The sequence below is a fragment of the Streptomyces sp. NPDC087906 genome, from assembly GCF_055584925.1.
Window position 1 is genome coordinate 311864 of the sequence record NZ_JBVJLC010000002.1, and the last position, 16533, is coordinate 328396.

Sequence of the window (16533 nt, forward strand, 5' to 3'; positions counted from 1 at the left end):
CCGGCCAAGGCAAGGAGCGTTCATGACGCGTATGCGTATCAACCGGAGGATCGCGGCGGCCCTCGCCGCCACCGCGCTGCTGGGCGCCGCTGGTACGGGAGCCGCCCAGGCGGCACCCACCACGGCCGCGCCCACCGGCCGCGCCGCCCCCTCCGCGTGCCGTCCGGCCAACCATCTCGCGAAGATCACCAAGGCGCCGAACAGCGCGGGGCACCACCACTACCGCGTGACCCTGACCGCACCACGCGGATACGACCCGTGCCGGCTGGCCGGTTCGCCCACGGACGTGCGGTTCTCGCACCACGGCGTGGCGACCAGGGGCACAGCGGGCCATTACGGCGATCAGCGGACGGCCGTGACCTTCGGCCCGGGGCGTCCGGTGCACTTCGACATCCAGGTGCCGAACGGGGGCCGTACGACCTCGGCGGACGAGGTCTCCTTCACGCTGCGCGCCCCGGGCGGGCAGATCCCCGGCAGGTCCGTCGCCGACGGCAGGCTCGCGGTGGCCGCCGGGACCCTCGTCGGGCCGGTCCAGCGCGGCGCCTGATCCCGTCCCGTACCTCGGCAGCGTCCCCGGCACGGCGTCCCGCGACAGCGCCACTGTCGCGGGACGCCGCCGTACGTCGTCAGGCGATGCCGCTCACGGACTTCGGTGCGATGACGAACTTCACCCGGACCTGGTCCCGGCCCCCGAACCACGGGTACGGGCCGCCCAGATACTTCTGCGCCAGGGTCTCGATGTGCTCGGTGGCGCCCTCGTTCGTGACCTCCACGACCTCGCCCCGCACCTGGTAGTACCGGGACGGGTTCTCCGGGTCCGAGACGGTCACGGCAACGCGCGGGTCGCGCCGCACGTTTCGCGTCTTGACGTGGCCTTCCACGCTGTTGATGACGACATGCTGACCGTCCGTGTCCACCCAGGTCTGGGTGAGTTGGGGCGAGCCGTCCGCCATCAGCGTGGCGAGATAGCAGGTGCTCGGACGGCGAAGCAGCGCGACAAGTTCGTCCGGAAGGTCCACAGTTGCTCTTTTCACGGTGCGGGGGCGGCGCGGCTGAACCGCTCTGGGCGATCTTACGCCGGGAGGGAGAAGCCCTCGGGCGGTGCGCCCTCGACGAACAGCATGCCCACCCGGATCCCGTCCCCGCGTATCTCCCGGGCCCGCCGGTACTCCGGCGAGTCGTACCACTCGCGGATCCGGTCCATGTCGGGGAACTCGATGACGAGGAACCGGGACGCCGCCCAGCTCCCTTCGACAGGCTCGGGCCTGGGGCCCGCGACCAGGTAGCGGCCGCCGTGGCTGAGGATGGACTTCTGGGCCACGGGTGCGTAGGCCCAGGCGGCTTCCGCGTCCAGTACATCGGCGTTGACGATGACATAAGCGGGCATCGGAGTCTCCGTTTCCTTTGGACACGGTGTGTCCAAATGTCACGGGGGAGAATATCGCACCCCTGTAACCTCTCTCAGATGGGCATCGACGAGGGCGAACGCGGAGTAGGCGTGCTGAGCCGCCGGGAGCGGCTGCGGGTGGAGACGAGCCGGGAGATCAAAGCCATCGCCCTGCGTCAGATGACGGACGCGGGACCCGGCGGGATCTCCCTGCGTGGCATCGCCCGCGAGATGGGGATGACCGCTCGCGCGATCTACAGCTACTTCCCCACCCGGGACGACCTGATCACGGCGCTGATCAGCGAAATCGCCACCTCACTCACCGAGGCGGTGCAAACGGCGTGCGACGCGGTGCCGGAGACCGACCCCGGCGCGGGGCTGCTGGCGTGGGGGCAGGCTCTGCGGGAATGGGCGCTGGCTCACCCGGAGGGCTTCCGGCTCTTCTACGGCCACCCCGTTCCGGGCTACCAGCCCCCCGAGAACGGGCCGGTGGACCGGACAGCACGCCGAGTGTGCCGCCAGCTCACCAGCCTGGTGGCCGCCGCGTGGCCGCAGGCCCGGCACCACCAGCCGGCGGACACCTCCTGGTCCGACCTCCACCCGGACTACGTGGCGAAGATCAAGGAAGACCTCCCGGACGTACCACCCGCCGCGGCGGCGCTCGCGCTGCGCGTCTGGGGCCGGATGCATGGCCTGGTGGCCCTGGAGATCGACGGCCATATCCAGCCCGTCGCCGGCAACCCGGCAGCCCTGCACCGGGCCGAAATGCTCGACCTGGTCAGGTCACTCGGCCTGGATCCGGTGTCGTCCGGACGCTAGCCGACCGCGAACCGGCCGCAGAGCCAGTTGCCCGGTTCCACCGGGTCGTCGCTGATCCAGAACTGCCGCCACAGCAGGGCGAACTCGTCGCGGCTGAGGTGGCCGTCACCGTTCAGGTCGAGCAGTTCGAAGACGCCCGTCATGTCCACGGGCCGGCCGTTCCAGGTCTCGACGAGCCTGCGGTGCTCCTCCGGGGAGATGACGCCGTCGCCGTTGGAGTCCACCGCCTCGAAGACGGTCTCGGCGGTCGCCGTGACGTCCGCGACCATGCCGGGCAACTTGTCGACGAGCGCGAGCAGTTCGCCCATGTCGATCGCGCCGTCGCCGTTGGTGTCGCCCACGTCCAGCAGCGCCGCCCACCAGCCCATCAGCAGTGTCTCCACCCGGTCGCGCAGCTCGGTCCCCGGGCCCACTCCCGGTAGCCGACTCCAGCGGGCGACGAGGGCTCTGAAGTCCTCCTCGCGGAGGTAGCCGTCCCCGTCCGCGTCGAACGCGGCGAACATATCCCTGAGCTTTCGCTCCTGAAACGCGTTGGCCATGAGCGGCCTCCCTTGGCGCCGAACCGAACCCTGAACCGCCGGCGACCGCCCCTACCCGGCGCGGACAATGTGACTATAGGTCGGGAGCCGCCCCCGCTCCCACCAGCACATATGCCCGAACCGTCACCCGTCAGGTCCTGTTCAGGTCCTGCTCCCGAGCTGCGAGCCCCGGCCGCCGTTGCCCGGCGACGTCAGCGCCCGGACGAGCAGCCCCAGCAGTACGGCGTTCACGAAGGCGGCCACCGCGAGGCTCGCGAGGATGGCCCACGCGTCGAGATCGGGCAGTGCGAGGACCAGCAGGCTGGTCGGCGCGGCCAGGAAGAAGGGCCACACCCCGGCGAAGGAGGCGTCCGCGTGGGACACGAACAGTGTGTCCACGACAACCCACACCAGCACAGCGGCGAACACCAGCAGATAGCCGCGCGAGACCCAGTTGTCCGTGGCAGCCGCCAGCGGTCGGTACCAGCGCTTGTCGCTGCGCATCGTCTCTCTCCTGTCACCTTCGGAAATGTGCCCTCGGGAAGCGAGGACACGTCCCATGATCCGTTCGGGGACGGCGCACCGCATGAGTACGGACACTCAGAATCCCGCCGAACCCGGGCCGCTTGCGGCGCGCGCCGTGTACTCCCGCTAAGGTCAGGGAAGTTGACCTTCCAGGGAGGGATGGCGATGGCCGACGAGGGCTGGATGGACGGCGACTTACGCCGGCCGATCGACCTGCGCACCGACAGGGCTCACGCGGCGCGCGTGTACGACGTGCTGCTCGGCGGGAAGACGAACTATCCCGCCGACCGGGCCATGGCCGCGGAAGTGATCGCGAAGATGCCGACGGCGCAGACCGCCGCCCGGGTCAACCGCGCCTTCGTGCTCCGCACCACCCGCTATCTGGCGGCCGAGGCCGGTGTCCGGCAGTTCCTCGACATCGGTACGGGCATACCGACCGCCCCCCACCTGCACGAAGTGGCCCAGAAGGTGGCGCCGGACACCCGTGTCGTGTACGCGGACAACGACCCGATCGTCCTCGCCCACTCCCGCGCCCTGCACGTGAGCCACCCCCATGGCCGCACCGCGTACATCCAGGCCGATGTGACCGAGCCCGGCAGCGTCCTCGACTCCCCCGCGCTGCGTGACACGCTGGATCTCACGCAGCCGATCGCGATGACGATGTGCCTGCTGCTGCACTGGCTCCCCCAGGAAGCCGATCCGCACGCGATCGTCCGCTCGCTGGTCGACGCGCTGCCTGCGGGCAGTTATCTGGTGATCAGCGTCATGGCACGCGAACTGGCGGCGGGATCCGACGGGTTGGAGGGCGACTTCGCCGAGGAGGGCACGGCGCTGCACGCCCACACCAAGGAGGAGGCGCTCCGTTTCTTCGACGGAACTAAACTCGTCGACCCCGGGCTCGTCGTACCCCAGCACTGGCGCCCCGACCTGGAGGACGCGGCGCCGGGTGGGCTGGCGGCCGTGCCGGGCGACGGCGACGCACCGATCTGGGCGGGCGTCGCGCTGAAGACGTCCTGATCCGTCGGCGTCCGTCAGCCGATCACGGGGTCCGTCAGCCGATCGCGACGTCCGTCGACCGCGACTCCACGGCGTCGAGTGCGGCCAGTGTCGACTCGTCCAGTTCGACGGCGCCTGCGGCGACGTTCTGCTCCAGGTGACCGGCATCGGCGGTGCCGGGGATGAGCAGTGTGTTCGGGGCGTGCCGGAGCAGCCAGGCGAGGCCGATCTGCGACGGGGTGCTGCCGATGGCCTGTGCGGCGGCGAGCACCGCGGGCTCTTCGGTCACCTTCGGCAGTCCGGGGAACGCGCCGCCGAGCGGGAAGTACGGTACCCAGGCGATCCCCTCGGCGAGGCAGAGGTCCAGCAGGTCCTCGTCGCCGCGGGCCACGAGGCTGTAGGCGTTCTGCACGCAGACGATGCCGACGGGGAGCGCGTGGCGCAGCACGTCGAGGGTCACACTGCTCAGTCCGATCCCGCCGATCTTGCCCTCGTCGCGCAGCGCGGCCATCACGGCGAGCTGGTCGTCGATGTCGACCACCTGGTCGGGGCCGGGACGGAGCCCGGGGCCCGTGTCCATCCGGCGCAGGTTCACGACCGGGATCCGGTCGAGGCCGAGGCTCTTGAGGTTGTCCTCGACGCTCGCCCGCAGCTCTTCGGGGCGCTGCGCGGGACGCAGCGGGATGCGGCCTCCGGGGTTGGGGTCGGCGCCGACCTTGCTGACGACAACCACGCCGTCCTCGGGGCGGATCGCCTCGCGGATCAGCCCGTTGACGAGTCCGTTGCCGTAGAACTCGGCGGTGTCGATGTGGTCGACGCCGAGCTCGACAGCGCGGCGCAGCAGCGCCACGGCGGTGCCGCGCTCCTCGCGCAGCCGCTCAAGCTGCATCGCTCCGTAGCCGACCCGGGAGACCGCGCCGCCGGCGAGCGGGCCAGGTCCGCCGGGGCGCGCCGCTCCGGCGGTGGTGACCTCGGGAGATGGGTTGCTGCTCGATGTCATGGAAGCCCGTCCTCGTGCGATGATGGGAGAAACGGAGGTTCCTCCGTTCCACCGACAGTAGCACTAACGGAGGTACCTCCGCTTTGACTCCGTCCGAATCCGGCCGCGCCGCCGAGCCCGCAGGGGACCGGCCGGTGCGCGCCGACGCGCGCCGCAACCGCGAGAAGCTCGTCGCCGTGGCCAGGGCCGCCTTCGCGGCAGCCGACGACACCGTGGCGCTGGAGACCGTCGCGCGCGAGGCGGGTGTCGGCATCGGCACGCTCTACCGCCACTTCCCCACCCGCGAGGCGCTCGTCGAGGCCGTCTACACCGCGGAACTCGACGCGGTGACGGCGAGCGTCCCCACCCTGCTCGACCAGTTCCCGCCGGAGGTCGCGCTCCGCGCCTGGCTGGACCGGTACGCGGGGTTCATCGCGACGAAGCGCGGGATGGCCGAGACACTGCGCGCCGGCTGGGCCTCCGGTCGGATCACGACGCCGAGCACCCGCGAGCGCATCACGGCGGGGATCGGTGCGATCCTCGCGCGCGGCGCGCGAACGGGTGCGCTGCGCGCGGATGTTGAGGCCGACGACGTCACCGCGATGATGCTCGGCATCTTCCTCTCGACGGCGGCGAGCAGCACACCGGAGCAGACCGGACGGCTGCTCGACCTCCTCGTGGACGCCCTGCGCCCGATCTCACCTGTCACCCCGCCGGAAGGTCGCCGGGACTGACCAGACCGCCCTGGAAGGCGGACCACGCCTTCCGCACCGGCCGCTGAGCGACGCGACGCGGCACCGCGCCGCCTTTCGTGGTGATCTACGGGACCAGTACGACGCGTTGGCCGGGGGCCGTCGGCGTGTGCCATGCCTCTTCGACCTGGGCCAGCGGCAGGGGCAGCGGATTCACCGCGAGCGCGCCGGAGCCGATCTCCCGTGCGAGGGAGGGCAGTTCGGCGACGATACCGGCGGTCGTCACCGAACCCTGGCCGCTGCCCACGATGGTGAGGTTGGCCGCCCGCAGCAGGAACGAGGGCAGGGTGATGTCCTCGCCCGCCATGGAACCGATCTGGATCCAGGTCAGCGCCTTCGACCGGTCGCCGCGGGCGGTGAGCAGCGCGCCGGCATGGCCTGCTGGGTGGGCCGGCCCCACAGGTAGTCGATGACGACATCGACGTCCGCAGCGGCGTTGGCGAGCCGGTCGGCCACGTCGTTGCCGTCGCCGTCGCTCCCGTCACCGTCGCTCTCGCCACCGTCCAGGCTGATCACGTCGTCGGCCCCGAGGCTCTTCAGCAGGTCAAGCCGTCGCGGGTCGCGGCCGGCGCCGATCACCCGTGCGGCGCCGAGGTGTTTGGCGATCTGGACGGCGAGCTGGCCCGCGTTGCCGGTGGCGCCCATGACCAGCACGGTTCCGCCGGGCGGGAAGGCGATCCGGCTGCGCAGCGCCACCCAGGAGGACATGGCGGGATTCATCGCGGCGGCCACGGCGACGGGGTCGGTACCGGCCGGCAGGGTGACGGCCCGGCGGCGGTCCACCACGGCCTGCTCGGCCATGGTGCCGAGCGCACCGTCGGAGGCGACGAAGTAGAGCAGTTCACCCTGTGCCGTACGGCCGACGGCGTCGACGCCGGGGATCAGCGGCAGGGTGCCGTCGGACGTGTAATGGCTGCCGTCGGCAGCCGAGCGCACCCGTGGATGCAGCCCCACCGCCAGTACGTCGACCAGGATGTCGTGCTCCCCCGACGCGTCGGGGGCCGGGAAGGTCTCGTAGCGGGGCGGGGCGTCGAAGGACCGGACGACTGCGGCGTGCATGAGGACTCCCTCAAGCGAAAGGTTTGCGGCACGTACTACTTTCAAAGTAGTTCGCGCCACGTACCAGGTCAACTAAGCTGGCCCCATGCCCACGGATTCCGCCACACCAGAGAGCCCGGACGAGCAGCCGCTGAACACGGTGGACGCCTTGGTGCAGCTCTCCTTCCTGATCCAGCGCGTCCTCGCCACCACCGGCGCCGCGCACGATCTGTCGATCGTCCAGATCAGGCTGCTGGGCATCCTGCGCGACCGGCAGCCGGGCATGCTGGAACTGGGCAGCCGGCTCGGACTGGACAAGTCGTCCATGACCGGCCTGGTCAGCCGGGCGGAGAAGCGCGGTCTGGTCCGGCGCTCGCCGTCCCCGCACGACGGGCGCGGTGTCCTGGTCACCGCGACACCGCTCGGCAAGCAGCTCACCGACCTGTGCACGGCCGAGATCACCCGCCGCGTCGACGAACTCACCGCGCATCTCCCGGACATGGAGCGCGCCCGGTTGACGCGGCTCGCCGCGTCACTCGTACGTACGGACCAGCGCGGCTAACTAGCAGGGCGGGTAGGCAGCAAGGCGAGTAGGCCAGCGCGGGTAGGGATCAGGCTTCGGCGATACGGTCGAGCCACTCGCCCAGCAGGCCCCGCTCCTGCGCGGTCAGCGCGGAGGTCTGCGGCAGGACCGCGCGCAGCGCGATGGCGGCGCCGACCGGGCCGGGCGTCGCGGGCCCGGGGGCGTCGGTGGTGACGGCGGCGATGACGGCCTCGCGGGCGAGGCCGGACAGGGCGGGATCGCGGCGCTCCTCAGGCAGGGCGATCAGCATGAGCGCCGTACCGCCGCCCGCCGCGTGGATCAGTTGTACGGCGCGCTCCTCGGCGACCCGCAGCCTGCCCGCCTCCGCGACGCGGTGGACGTACCCGGCGAGCAGTTCGGCGGCGGCGACGGCGGCCGGCGTGGCGGCGCCGGGGCGCGGCTCGCCGTACATGAGCGCGTACAGGGCCGGGTTGGCGAGGCTGAACCCGATGTGCAGGTCCCAGCCCCTGCGCAGGTCCTCGACCGGGTCGTCGCCGGACTTCAGCTCCGCCTTGTCGCGCAGATACGTCGTGAAGCCATGGGTGGCGACCGCGTCGAGCAGCCCGCGCATGTCGCCGAAGAGCCGGTAGATCGTCGGGGCCTGGACGCCGGCCGCTGCGCTGACCCCCCTGGTCGACACCGCGTCACGGCCGCCCTCGGCGAGCAGCGCGGTCGCCGCGTCGATGATGCGTTCGCGGGTGCTGTCCGCGACGGCGGAGCGACTGGCGTTCATGGTGTCAACGATAACAGGAGTTCGTTACCACCGTAATTTCAGTGCTAACGTAGTTTCGTTATCACCGGAAGCACGGGTGCCAGAGCAGCCCTGCCGACGCCGGTCTCGCCCCGGAGGTTTTCATGATCGTCATTACCGCTCCCACCAGTCAGACCGGTCGCCAGGTGCTCGCCGACCTCCTTGCCGGCCCTGAGGCGATCCGCGTGATCGCGCGCGACCCGGCGCGGCTCCCGCAGGAGGCGCGCGAGCGCGTCGAGGTCGTCCAGGGGTCGCACGACGACGCCCGTGTCGTCGCCGAGGCGTTCGACGGGGCCGACGCCGTGTTCTGGCTGGTGCCACCGAACCCCCGCGCCGGCAGCGTCGAAGGCCACTACCTGGACTTCACCCGGCCGGCCTGCGCGGCCATCGGCGCCCTCGGCGTCGAGCGGGTCGTCGGTGTCTCGACCCTGGGCCGCGGCATCGCGAAGAACGCCGGGCATCTGACGGCGGCGCTGGCCATGGACGAGCTGATCGAGAGCACGGGCGTCGGCTACCGGGCGCTGCGCATGCCCTTCTTCATGGAGAACCTGCTCAGCCAGGTCCCGGCGATCAAGAGCCACGGCACGTTCTACCTGGCGGCGCCCGGCGACCGTACGCTCGCGACCTGCGCGACGCGCGACATCGCCGGCACCGCCGCCCGGCTGCTGCGGGACAGCTCCTGGCGCGGCCAGGAGGGCGTGCCCGTCGTCGGACCCGACGACCTCTCCCCCGACGGCATGGCGCGGGTCATGTCCGAGGTGCTGGAGCGGCCCGTCCGGTTCCAGGAGGTCTCCCTCGCCGACTACAAGGAGACCCTGCTGGGCTACGGGATGTCCGAGGCGTGGGCGCAGGGCATGGTCGACATGGCGCAGGCCCAGAACGAGCAGGGCGTCTACGACCAGGCGCTGCGCGGCGCGGGATCCAGGGCCGCGACCGGTTTCCGGCAGTGGTGCGAGGACGCGCTCAAACCGGCCGTCCTGGCCTGAGCGCGGTACGGACGGCCTCGCGAAGCTCTCGCGGCGCTGCCACAGTTGTCATGCCGGGTCACACCGACGTACCCCGGCACCCCACGGACGAAAGCGTGCGAACCCATGTCGAAGACCCTTCCCGGCGGAGCCCTCACCCTGGCCGACGACCTCACCATCAGCCGGATGGGCTACGGAGCCATGCAGTTGGCGGGGCCGGGGGTCATGGGCCCGCCCAAGGACCGGGACCAGGCCGTCGCGGTGCTCCGCACGGCGGTCGAACTCGGCGTCACGCACATCGACACCAGCGACTACTACGGTCCTGTCGTCACCAACGAGATCATCAAGGAAGCGCTTCACCCGTACGGCGACGACCTGCACATCGTCACGAAGGTGGGTGCGCGGCGCGACGCGGAGGGCGGCTGGAACGCGGCGCTGGACCCCGCCGACCTGAAGACCGCCGTCCGGGAGAACCTCCAGCACCTCGGTCTCGACGCGATGGATGTGGTCAATCTGCGGGTCGGCGGTATGGGTGTGCCGACGGACGAGCCCATCGCGGAGCAGTTCGGCGCGCTGTTCGAGCTGCGGGAGGAAGGGCTGATCAAGCACCTCGGCCTGAGCAACGTCACCGACGCCCAGCTCACCGAGGCGCAGAGCATCGCGCCGGTGGTGACCGTGCAGAACATGTACAACCTGGCCAACCGGCAGGACGACGCGCTGGTGGCGCGGTGCGCGGCCGAGAACATCGCCTTCGCGTCGTTCTTCCCGCTCGGCGGCTTCAGCCCGCTGCAGTCGCAGACCCTGGACGACGTGGCCGCACGCCTGGAGGCGACGCCCCAGCAGGTGGCGCTGGCCTGGCTGCTCCAGCGCTCGGCGACGTCCGTGGTCATCCCCGGCACGTCGTCCGTGGACCACCTGCGCGACAACATCGCGGCGGCGCGGCTCGTCCTGCCCGCCGACGCGCTCGCCGAACTGGACACGATCGGCGGCTGATCCGGCTGCCGGCCGACCCGACTGCCGGTCAGTCCGACTGCCGATCAGTCCGGCTGCTGGTCCGCCATCCTGCGGTACAGCTCGGCGGCGGCGCGGGAGAAGCCGTCCGGCATCCCCAACTCGGCCATGGTGTCGGCCGCCTCGTCCATCTCGCCGGCCCAGCGCCATGCCTTCGTCCCGGCCTTGGTGCTGAGCGCGGTCAGCCGCTGGTCCAGGTCGACGCCGTCGCGGGCCAGTTCGGAGCGCAGCTCGGAGGCGACGCCCGCCTTCTCCGCCGCCTCGGCGAGCAGCAGCCACGCGGTCGGCAGTGCCTTGCTCTGGAGTGCGAAGCACGCCTTCAGGGCACTGGCGCTGCCGAGCGGGCCGCCGAGCACCCGCGCGTCGAACGGCGACCCTTCGAACAGGCCCGCCACCGCTGCGGCCTGCGGCCCTGCCAGCCACAGCACGCTCTGCCCGTGCTCCCAGGCCGGCGGTCCGATCACCGCGCCGTCCACCACCCGCTCGGCGCCGAGCGTGCCGGCGATCGCCCGCATGGTCGCTGTCGACACCGCGTTCGCGTCCAGGAACAGCGGCCGGTCGTCGGCTTCCCGGGTCTTCAGCGCGTCGGCCACCTGCTCCGCCACGTCGATCGCGGCGTGCGGCGGGCAGATGGAGATCACCAGGTCGGAGCGCCGGACCAGCGCGGCGAAATCGGGAACGGCGACGAGATCGGCCAACTCGGCCCGCTTCGACGTCGCCTGCGACCGCCCGGCGGCAGCCCACAGCACCTCCCCGGCCCTGCCCTTGAGCGCGGCCCCGACCGCCGCGCCCATGGCCCCGGGATGCAACACCCCGACCACAGGCCGCCTCTTCAACCGGGCCCCACGCTCCTGAAGGTTCTCGCTCATGTTGAGCATTATGGTCGGACATCGGCGCTCCGGCAGGGGGCGCACAGATCGATGCCCGGGAGGCGGCGCGCGTGAAGTTCGTGCTTGAGGTCGACTTGAACGAGGGAAAGGTGGCGGAGGACGCGGCCGGGGAGTTAGGCCGCGTCCTCCGTTACTGGGCCGGGAATCTGCACCACTACGAGTTGAAGCCCGGTGACGGTTCGCCCGTGTACGACTCGGACTACCGTGAAGTGGGGCAGTGGCGCGTCGTCGGGGAGCCCGAGGGCTGATTACCCGTCAGGCGAGCCGCCACTGCTGGTTGGCGCCGCCGTTGCAGTTCCACAGCTCCAGCGCGGTGCCGTTGACGTTGCCGGCCGGCTCGTTACCGCCGGTGACGTCGAGGCACAGTCCGGACTGGGTTCCGGTGACCGTGCCGTCGGGGTTCAGCCGCCATTTCTGGTTGGCCCCGCCGTTGCAGGTCCAGAGCTGCACCTTGGTGCCAGGCGCCGTTCCGTTGTCGTCGGCGTCCAGGCACTGCGTGCCGCCGTACAGGCGCAGTTCGCCGGCCGCCGTGGGCGTCAGCGTCTGGTTGGCGCCGCCGCCGCAGTCCCAGATCTCGATCTTGGTGCCGGGAGCGGTCTGGTTGTTGAACGCGTCGATGCAGCGGCCCGACGAGGCGCTGACGAAGGGGTGGTTGGTGCCGACACTCGTGCCGCTGCCTTGGGACACCCGGTACATGACGACGCCGTGTCCCGGCACCGTGGCCGAGATGCTGCCGGTGGTGCTGGTCACCTGGTTGGACCAGAGGTTGTCCAGCCGGTACGAGGAGGCGGCGGGCAGACCGACGGCCGCGGCCGACGTGGTGATGGTCGCCGCCGACGCGTTCTCGTTGAACAGGACGACCGAGACGTCGCCGCCTGCCAGCGGCTTGGCCAGGACGTCGAGGCCGCCGGACGACGACACCTGGGTGCCCTGCTTGCCGAGCGAGTCCTGGTCGACGTTGATGACCTTCTGGTTCTTGTAGAGCGACAGCGTCGCGGCCGACGCCTTGCGCAGATCCGTGCCGGCGATCAGCGGCGCCGCCATCTCGGACCAGAGGCTGAACTCCGCGCGGTCCTCGGTGAACGACATGCCGTTGCCGACCTCCAGCATGTCCGGGTCGTTCCAGGCGCCCGGCTTCGCGTACTGCGCGAGACCGACGTTGGTGTGGTAGATCGAGAGCATCGAGCCGTACGAGGCGTTGATGTCCCCGGTGGTGCGCCACAGGTTGCCGGTATTGGCACCCCAGGTCCACACGTTGTCCTCGCCCCACTCGCAGAGGCTGTAGACGATGGGCCGGCCGGTGGCGGCGAGCGCGTCGCGCATCGCGTTGTAGCGCTGCTGCCAGGGCACGCCCTGGTTGTTGCAGTTGTCGTACTTGAGGTAGTCCACGCCCCAGGCCGCGAAGCTGTTGGCGTCCTGCTGCTCGTGGTTGAGGCTGCCGGGGTAGCCGGCGCAGGTGGCGGTGCCCGCGCTCTCGTAGATCCCGAGCTTGAGCCCCTTGCTGTGGACGTATGCCGCTGTGCCGCTGATCCCGCCGGGGAACTTGACCGGGTCGGGGACCAACGCGCCCTGGGCGTCCCTGCTGTGGGTCATCCAGCAGTCGTCGATGTTGACGTAGGAGTATCCGGCGGCCTTGAGGCCGGAGGAGACGAGGTAGTCGGCGGTCTGCTCGACGAGTTGCTGGGTGACGTCGCAGCCGAAGGCGTTCCAGTCGTTCCAGCCCATCGGCGGGGTCTTGGCGAGGCCGTTGTCGAGCGCGGGACCGCTCGCCGCGGCGGGCGCCACGGCCGGGGCAGCGGCGGCGGCCTGGGCCCCTGCGGCCTGGGCGCCCGCGACGGGGCCGAGGACGACCAGCGCGGTGACGAGGGCGAGCAGGAGGGATCTCGGGCGTCGTGCGAAGTGCGACATAACTCCTCTTTTCGTGGGGTTCGAGGAAGCGCTGCCGAACACAGACGATCGGAATTGACGCTCTGTGTTGAGGTGGACGCCCGACAGTGTGTGCTTGTGTCCGATTGGCGGTCAAGACACTTCGCAAGAAAAGGAAAGCATCGGCACGACTCTTGACGACTCGCAGAACCTCACTGCGAGAATCCGCTCGCCGATGAGTGATTCTGTTGAGTACTGATCACTTCTGGTCAATCGGTTGGCATTCGTGTCATGTGAACGAAGAACCGGAGAGTTACCGTGGCAGTCAATCGCAGGTCGTTGCTGGCAGCCGGCGCCGCCGGATCCCTCGTGGGGGTGCTCGCCCCGGGTATCGCCTCGGCCGCACCCTCGGCCGCCGGCGCGGCCCGTGCCTCGTCCGGCCGTACCCTCCCGCTCACCGACGGATGGCGGTTCGCGCTCGTCAACCCGGCGGGCATCACGGATCCGACGGGCGCCTTCGCCGACGCGGCGGAGCCGGGGTACGACGACTCGAAGTGGCGCGCCGTCGCCGTACCGCACGACTGGAGCATCGAACTCACTCCCACCACCGAATCCGGCACGTCAGGCGGCACCGGCTTCCTGCCCGGCGGCCTGGGCTGGTACCGCAAGTCGTTCACCCTGCCCCGCGACCTCAAGGGGCAGCGGATCTCGGTCGAGTTCGACGGCGTGTACATGGACTCGTACGTCTACTGCAACGGCACGCTCGTCGGCAACCACCCGTACGGCTACACCGGATTCGCCTTCGACCTCACCGGCCTGCTGCACACCGACGGCAAGACCCCCAACGTGATCGCCGTCAAGGTGCAGAACCAACTCCCCAGCAGCCGCTGGTACTCCGGCAGCGGTATCTACCGGGACGCCCGGCTCGTGGTCACCGACCCGGTCCATGTGGCGCGCTGGGGCACCGCGGTCACCACGCCGGACCTCGCCCGCACCATCGCCTCGGGCCGGGGCACCGTGCACGCGCAGATCAGCGTCGTGGACGACTCGGGCGCCGGCGCCGACGTCACGGTCGTCTCCACGGTCCGCGACCCGGAGGGACGTACGGTGGCGAGCGCCAGCTCGCACGTCAAGGCGGGCACCGAAGCGGCCGACACCACGCAGGAGTTCACCGTACGGGGGCCACGGCTCTGGTCGTTCGAGACACCGCACCTGTACAGCCTGGAGACCGAACTCCGGGTCCACGGGCGGACCGTGGACACGTACCGCACGCCCTTCGGTTTCCGCTACATCACCGTCGACCCGGACAACGGGCTGACGCTGAACGGGAAGTACGCCAAGATCCAGGGCGTCGACCTGCACCACGACCAGGGCGCCCTGGGCAGCGCCATCAGCACGGACGCGCTGACCCGCCAGATGACCATCATGAAGTCCATGGGCGTCAACGCCTTCAGAACCTCGCACAACCCGCCGTCGCCGCAGATGATCGCGGTCTGCGAGAGCCTGGGCATCCTGATGATGGTCGAGGCGTTCGACTGCTGGCACCGCGGCAAGAACACCTACGACTACGGGCGCTTCTTCGACGAGTGGAGCCAGGCCGACATCACGGAGATGGTCAAGGCCGCCCGCAACTCCCCCGCCGTGCTGATGTGGTCCATCGGCAACGAGATCCCGGACTCCACCAGTGAGGCCGGGCTCGGGATGGCGCAGAGCCTCATCGACGCCATCCGCGCCGTCGACACCACCCGGCCGATCGTGATCGGCTCGGACAAGTACCGCTCGCTGCCCGCCGTGGGGTCGCCCGCCGACCTGATGCTGGCCAAGCTCGACGGGCTCGGCCTCAACTACAACACCGCGGCCTCCGTCGACGCCCTGCACGCGCGCTACCCGCATCTGTTCCTCTTCGAGTCCGAGTCCTCGTCGGAGACCTCCACCCGGGGGTCGTACCAGGAGCCCGAACACCTCAACACCGGGGAGAACTACACCCCGGGGAAGCGGGAGGCGTCCTCCTTCGACAACAACCTCGCGTCCTGGACCATGAGCGGCGAGTACGGGCTGAAGAAGGACCGGGACCGCAAGTACTTCCTGGGCGAGTTCCTCTGGTCGGGCACGGACTACATCGGCGAGCCCACGCCGTACAACGTCTTCCCGGTGAAGGCGTCGTTCTTCGGCGCCGTGGACACCGCGGGCTTCTCGAAGGACACCTACCACCTCTTCCGCAGCCAGTGGACGAGCGAGCCGATGGTCCATCTGCTGCCCATGGACTGGACCGGGCACAAGCCGGGCGAGAGCGTCGAGGTGTGGGCGTACGCGAACGTCGAGTCGGTGGAGCTGTATCTGAACGGCAAGTCGCTCGGCGTGCGGACCTTCGACACCAAGAAGACGCAGGACGGCCGGAGTTACCTGGAGACCACCGAGGCGAGCGGTGACGACAAGACCGTCGTCTCCGGTGCCTACCCGGGGAGTTACACCAGCCCGAACGGCAGCGCGGGCAAACTGCACCTCATATGGCACGTGCCCTTCGCGCCGGGAGAGCTGAAGGCGGTGGCGCGGCGGCGCGGGCGGCAGGTGGCCACCGACGTCCTGCGCACCGCGGGCGCGCCGCACGCCGTGCGGCTCACCACGGACCGCGACACCTTCGACGCCGACGGCCGTTCCCTGTCGTACGTGACAGCCGAGGTGATCGACTCCCACGGGGTCGTCGTGCCGGACGCCGAGGACCTGATCTCCTTCCGCGTCACGGGCGGTTCGCTGGCGGGCCTGGACAACGGCCGCCAGGAGAGCGCCGAGCGGTACCAGGCGTCCACGAGGACCGCGTTCCACGGCAAGGCGCTGGCCATCGTGCGGGCCGGGACCAAGCCGGGACGGGTCGCCGTGACCGCGGAGGCGCACGGGCTGCGGCCCGCCACCGTCACCGTACGCGCGGTCGCCGCGCCCGTCCTGTCCCGTACCCCGGCCGTGGCGCTGAAGCCCGACCCAGGCCCCGGCGCCCCCGTCTACCCGCTGGCGGACGCCAGTTACTCGGGTGCGTCGAGTTCCCTGCCCGCGGCCATGCTCGACGGGAACGCGGCCACCGGCTGGTCGAACGCGTTCTCCAAGAGCGCCACCGCACTGCTGCCCGCCTTCTCGGGGGCGCGGGCCGCCGACTGGGTGTCGGTGACCTGGGAGCGGGCGCGCAGCCTCACCGAGGTCGAGGTGTCCTTCACCGTGGACGCCAAGCACTCGCTGCCTGCGTCCGTCACCGTCTCGTACTGGGACGGCAGGAAGTACGTGCCGGCGCGGCACCAGACGGTCACCTGGGCCGCCGCCTCGGACCAGCCGACGGTCGTGGCCTTCGACCGGCTGACCACCGAGCGGGTGCGGCTCGATCTGACGAGTGCCCGCCCCGGCACCGCCGACGGAGCGCAGCGGATCACCACGCTGTCCGTGCCGGAGTGATGAGTCCTGACGCAT

General features: G+C 70.6%; 19 protein-coding genes. 9 read left to right on the top strand and 10 right to left on the bottom strand.

The annotated features are described in order from the left end of the window. Positions 1-31 precede the first annotated feature (31 nt). Entirely contained in the window at positions 32-547 is a 516-nt protein-coding gene (locus ACZ63I_RS06705; RefSeq protein WP_469337014.1) for a DUF4232 domain-containing protein, read from the top strand. Positions 548-626: 79 nt separating this feature from the next. On the opposite strand, the gene ACZ63I_RS06710 is transcribed toward ACZ63I_RS06705, so the two are convergent. Both ACZ63I_RS06710 and ACZ63I_RS06715 read right to left on the bottom strand, forming a co-directional pair. Beyond that, on the bottom strand, positions 627-1019 hold the full coding sequence (locus ACZ63I_RS06710; protein WP_469336048.1) for a PPOX class F420-dependent oxidoreductase: 393 nt from the start codon (positions 1017-1019) through the stop codon (positions 627-629). A gap of 53 nt (positions 1020-1072) precedes the next feature. After that, a complete protein-coding gene (locus ACZ63I_RS06715) occupies positions 1073-1387 on the bottom strand; it encodes a DUF1330 domain-containing protein (RefSeq protein ID WP_469336049.1) in 315 nt (104 codons plus the stop codon). Positions 1388-1465: 78 nt separating this feature from the next. On the opposite strand from ACZ63I_RS06715, the gene ACZ63I_RS06720 reads away from it, so the two are divergent. Next, entirely contained in the window at positions 1466-2206 is a 741-nt protein-coding gene (locus tag ACZ63I_RS06720) for a TetR/AcrR family transcriptional regulator (protein WP_469336051.1), read from the top strand. Here the strand turns inward: ACZ63I_RS06720 and ACZ63I_RS06725 are convergent. Next, complete coding sequence (locus ACZ63I_RS06725; protein ID WP_469336053.1) at positions 2203-2745, bottom strand: EF-hand domain-containing protein; 543 nt, start codon at positions 2743-2745, stop codon at positions 2203-2205. The genes ACZ63I_RS06720 and ACZ63I_RS06725 overlap by 4 nt on opposite strands. A 141-nt stretch (positions 2746-2886) precedes the next feature. After that, a complete protein-coding gene (locus ACZ63I_RS06730) occupies positions 2887-3228 on the bottom strand; it encodes an SCO4225 family membrane protein (RefSeq protein ID WP_469336055.1) in 342 nt (113 codons plus the stop codon). Between the two features lie 162 nt (positions 3229-3390). On the opposite strand from ACZ63I_RS06730, the gene ACZ63I_RS06735 reads away from it, so the two are divergent. Next, a complete protein-coding gene (locus tag ACZ63I_RS06735; protein WP_469336057.1) occupies positions 3391-4266 on the top strand; it encodes an SAM-dependent methyltransferase in 876 nt (291 codons plus the stop codon). Between the two features lie 34 nt (positions 4267-4300). On the opposite strand, the gene ACZ63I_RS06740 is transcribed toward ACZ63I_RS06735, so the two are convergent. Further along, entirely contained in the window at positions 4301-5245 is a 945-nt protein-coding gene (locus ACZ63I_RS06740; protein ID WP_469336059.1) for an aldo/keto reductase, read from the bottom strand. Between the two features lie 83 nt (positions 5246-5328). On the opposite strand from ACZ63I_RS06740, the gene ACZ63I_RS06745 reads away from it, so the two are divergent. Beyond that, complete coding sequence (locus tag ACZ63I_RS06745; RefSeq protein WP_469336060.1) at positions 5329-5958, top strand: TetR/AcrR family transcriptional regulator; 630 nt, start codon at positions 5329-5331, stop codon at positions 5956-5958. Between the two features lie 85 nt (positions 5959-6043). Here ACZ63I_RS06745 and ACZ63I_RS06750 read toward each other — a convergent pair whose 3' ends face one another. Further along, positions 6044-6376, bottom strand: coding sequence for a hypothetical protein (locus ACZ63I_RS06750; RefSeq protein WP_469337076.1), 333 nt, complete (start codon positions 6374-6376; stop codon positions 6044-6046). Continuing rightward, the gene (locus ACZ63I_RS06755; RefSeq protein WP_469336061.1) at positions 6304-7035 is read right to left on the bottom strand and encodes a zinc-binding dehydrogenase; all 732 of its coding nucleotides are present in this window, start codon (positions 7033-7035) and stop codon (positions 6304-6306) included. Before ACZ63I_RS06755 ends, ACZ63I_RS06750 begins: the two co-directional genes overlap by 73 nt. Positions 7036-7120: 85 nt before the next feature. Between ACZ63I_RS06755 and ACZ63I_RS06760 the strand changes: the two genes are divergently transcribed. Further along, the gene (locus tag ACZ63I_RS06760) at positions 7121-7576 is read left to right on the top strand and encodes a MarR family winged helix-turn-helix transcriptional regulator (RefSeq protein WP_469336063.1); all 456 of its coding nucleotides are present in this window, start codon (positions 7121-7123) and stop codon (positions 7574-7576) included. A gap of 49 nt (positions 7577-7625) precedes the next feature. Here ACZ63I_RS06760 and ACZ63I_RS06765 read toward each other — a convergent pair whose 3' ends face one another. Continuing rightward, the gene (locus tag ACZ63I_RS06765) at positions 7626-8330 is read right to left on the bottom strand and encodes a TetR/AcrR family transcriptional regulator (RefSeq protein ID WP_469336065.1); all 705 of its coding nucleotides are present in this window, start codon (positions 8328-8330) and stop codon (positions 7626-7628) included. 122 nt (positions 8331-8452) lie between these two features. Here ACZ63I_RS06765 and ACZ63I_RS06770 point away from each other — a divergent pair, with 122 nt between their 5' ends. Together ACZ63I_RS06770 and ACZ63I_RS06775 are read left to right on the top strand one after the other, a co-directional pair. After that, entirely contained in the window at positions 8453-9334 is an 882-nt protein-coding gene (locus ACZ63I_RS06770; RefSeq protein WP_469336067.1) for an NmrA family NAD(P)-binding protein, read from the top strand. Between the two features lie 105 nt (positions 9335-9439). Further along, entirely contained in the window at positions 9440-10306 is an 867-nt protein-coding gene (locus ACZ63I_RS06775; protein WP_469336069.1) for an oxidoreductase, read from the top strand. Between the two features lie 44 nt (positions 10307-10350). Here ACZ63I_RS06775 and ACZ63I_RS06780 read toward each other — a convergent pair whose 3' ends face one another. Beyond that, a complete protein-coding gene (locus ACZ63I_RS06780; protein WP_469336071.1) occupies positions 10351-11193 on the bottom strand; it encodes a DUF1932 domain-containing protein in 843 nt (280 codons plus the stop codon). Positions 11194-11264: 71 nt separating this feature from the next. Here ACZ63I_RS06780 and ACZ63I_RS06785 point away from each other — a divergent pair, with 71 nt between their 5' ends. After that, positions 11265-11462 (top strand): hypothetical protein, encoded by a 198-nt coding sequence (locus ACZ63I_RS06785; RefSeq protein ID WP_469336073.1) that lies wholly within the window; start codon positions 11265-11267, stop codon positions 11460-11462. A 7-nt stretch (positions 11463-11469) separates the two neighbouring features. On the opposite strand, the gene ACZ63I_RS06790 is transcribed toward ACZ63I_RS06785, so the two are convergent. Further along, entirely contained in the window at positions 11470-13122 is a 1653-nt protein-coding gene (locus ACZ63I_RS06790; RefSeq protein ID WP_469336075.1) for a glycoside hydrolase family 27 protein, read from the bottom strand. Positions 13123-13398: 276 nt separating this feature from the next. On the opposite strand from ACZ63I_RS06790, the gene ACZ63I_RS06795 reads away from it, so the two are divergent. Beyond that, a complete protein-coding gene (locus tag ACZ63I_RS06795) occupies positions 13399-16518 on the top strand; it encodes a glycoside hydrolase family 2 TIM barrel-domain containing protein (protein WP_469336077.1) in 3120 nt (1039 codons plus the stop codon). The last annotated feature ends 15 nt before the right edge of the window (positions 16519-16533 follow it).

Bases quoted from the DNA above. Each gene is read 5' to 3' on its own strand.
- ACZ63I_RS06760 (WP_469336063.1), top strand. From the start codon at position 7,121: ATGCCCACGGATTCCGCCACACCAGAGAGCCCGGACGAGCAGCCGCTG.
- ACZ63I_RS06790 (WP_469336075.1), bottom strand. From the start codon at position 13,122: ATGTCGCACTTCGCACGACGCCCGAGATCCCTCCTGCTCGCCCTCGTC.
- ACZ63I_RS06725 (WP_469336053.1), bottom strand. From the start codon at position 2,745: ATGGCCAACGCGTTTCAGGAGCGAAAGCTCAGGGATATGTTCGCCGCG.
- ACZ63I_RS06765 (WP_469336065.1), bottom strand. From the start codon at position 8,330: ATGAACGCCAGTCGCTCCGCCGTCGCGGACAGCACCCGCGAACGCATC.
- ACZ63I_RS06730 (WP_469336055.1), bottom strand. From the start codon at position 3,228: ATGCGCAGCGACAAGCGCTGGTACCGACCGCTGGCGGCTGCCACGGAC.
- ACZ63I_RS06770 (WP_469336067.1), top strand. From the start codon at position 8,453: ATGATCGTCATTACCGCTCCCACCAGTCAGACCGGTCGCCAGGTGCTC.
- ACZ63I_RS06780 (WP_469336071.1), bottom strand. From the start codon at position 11,193: ATGAGCGAGAACCTTCAGGAGCGTGGGGCCCGGTTGAAGAGGCGGCCT.
- ACZ63I_RS06715 (WP_469336049.1), bottom strand. From the start codon at position 1,387: ATGCCCGCTTATGTCATCGTCAACGCCGATGTACTGGACGCGGAAGCC.
- ACZ63I_RS06740 (WP_469336059.1), bottom strand. From the start codon at position 5,245: ATGACATCGAGCAGCAACCCATCTCCCGAGGTCACCACCGCCGGAGCG.
- ACZ63I_RS06720 (WP_469336051.1), top strand. From the start codon at position 1,466: ATGGGCATCGACGAGGGCGAACGCGGAGTAGGCGTGCTGAGCCGCCGG.
- ACZ63I_RS06755 (WP_469336061.1), bottom strand. From the start codon at position 7,035: ATGCACGCCGCAGTCGTCCGGTCCTTCGACGCCCCGCCCCGCTACGAG.
- ACZ63I_RS06775 (WP_469336069.1), top strand. From the start codon at position 9,440: ATGTCGAAGACCCTTCCCGGCGGAGCCCTCACCCTGGCCGACGACCTC.
- ACZ63I_RS06705 (WP_469337014.1), top strand. From the start codon at position 32: ATGCGTATCAACCGGAGGATCGCGGCGGCCCTCGCCGCCACCGCGCTG.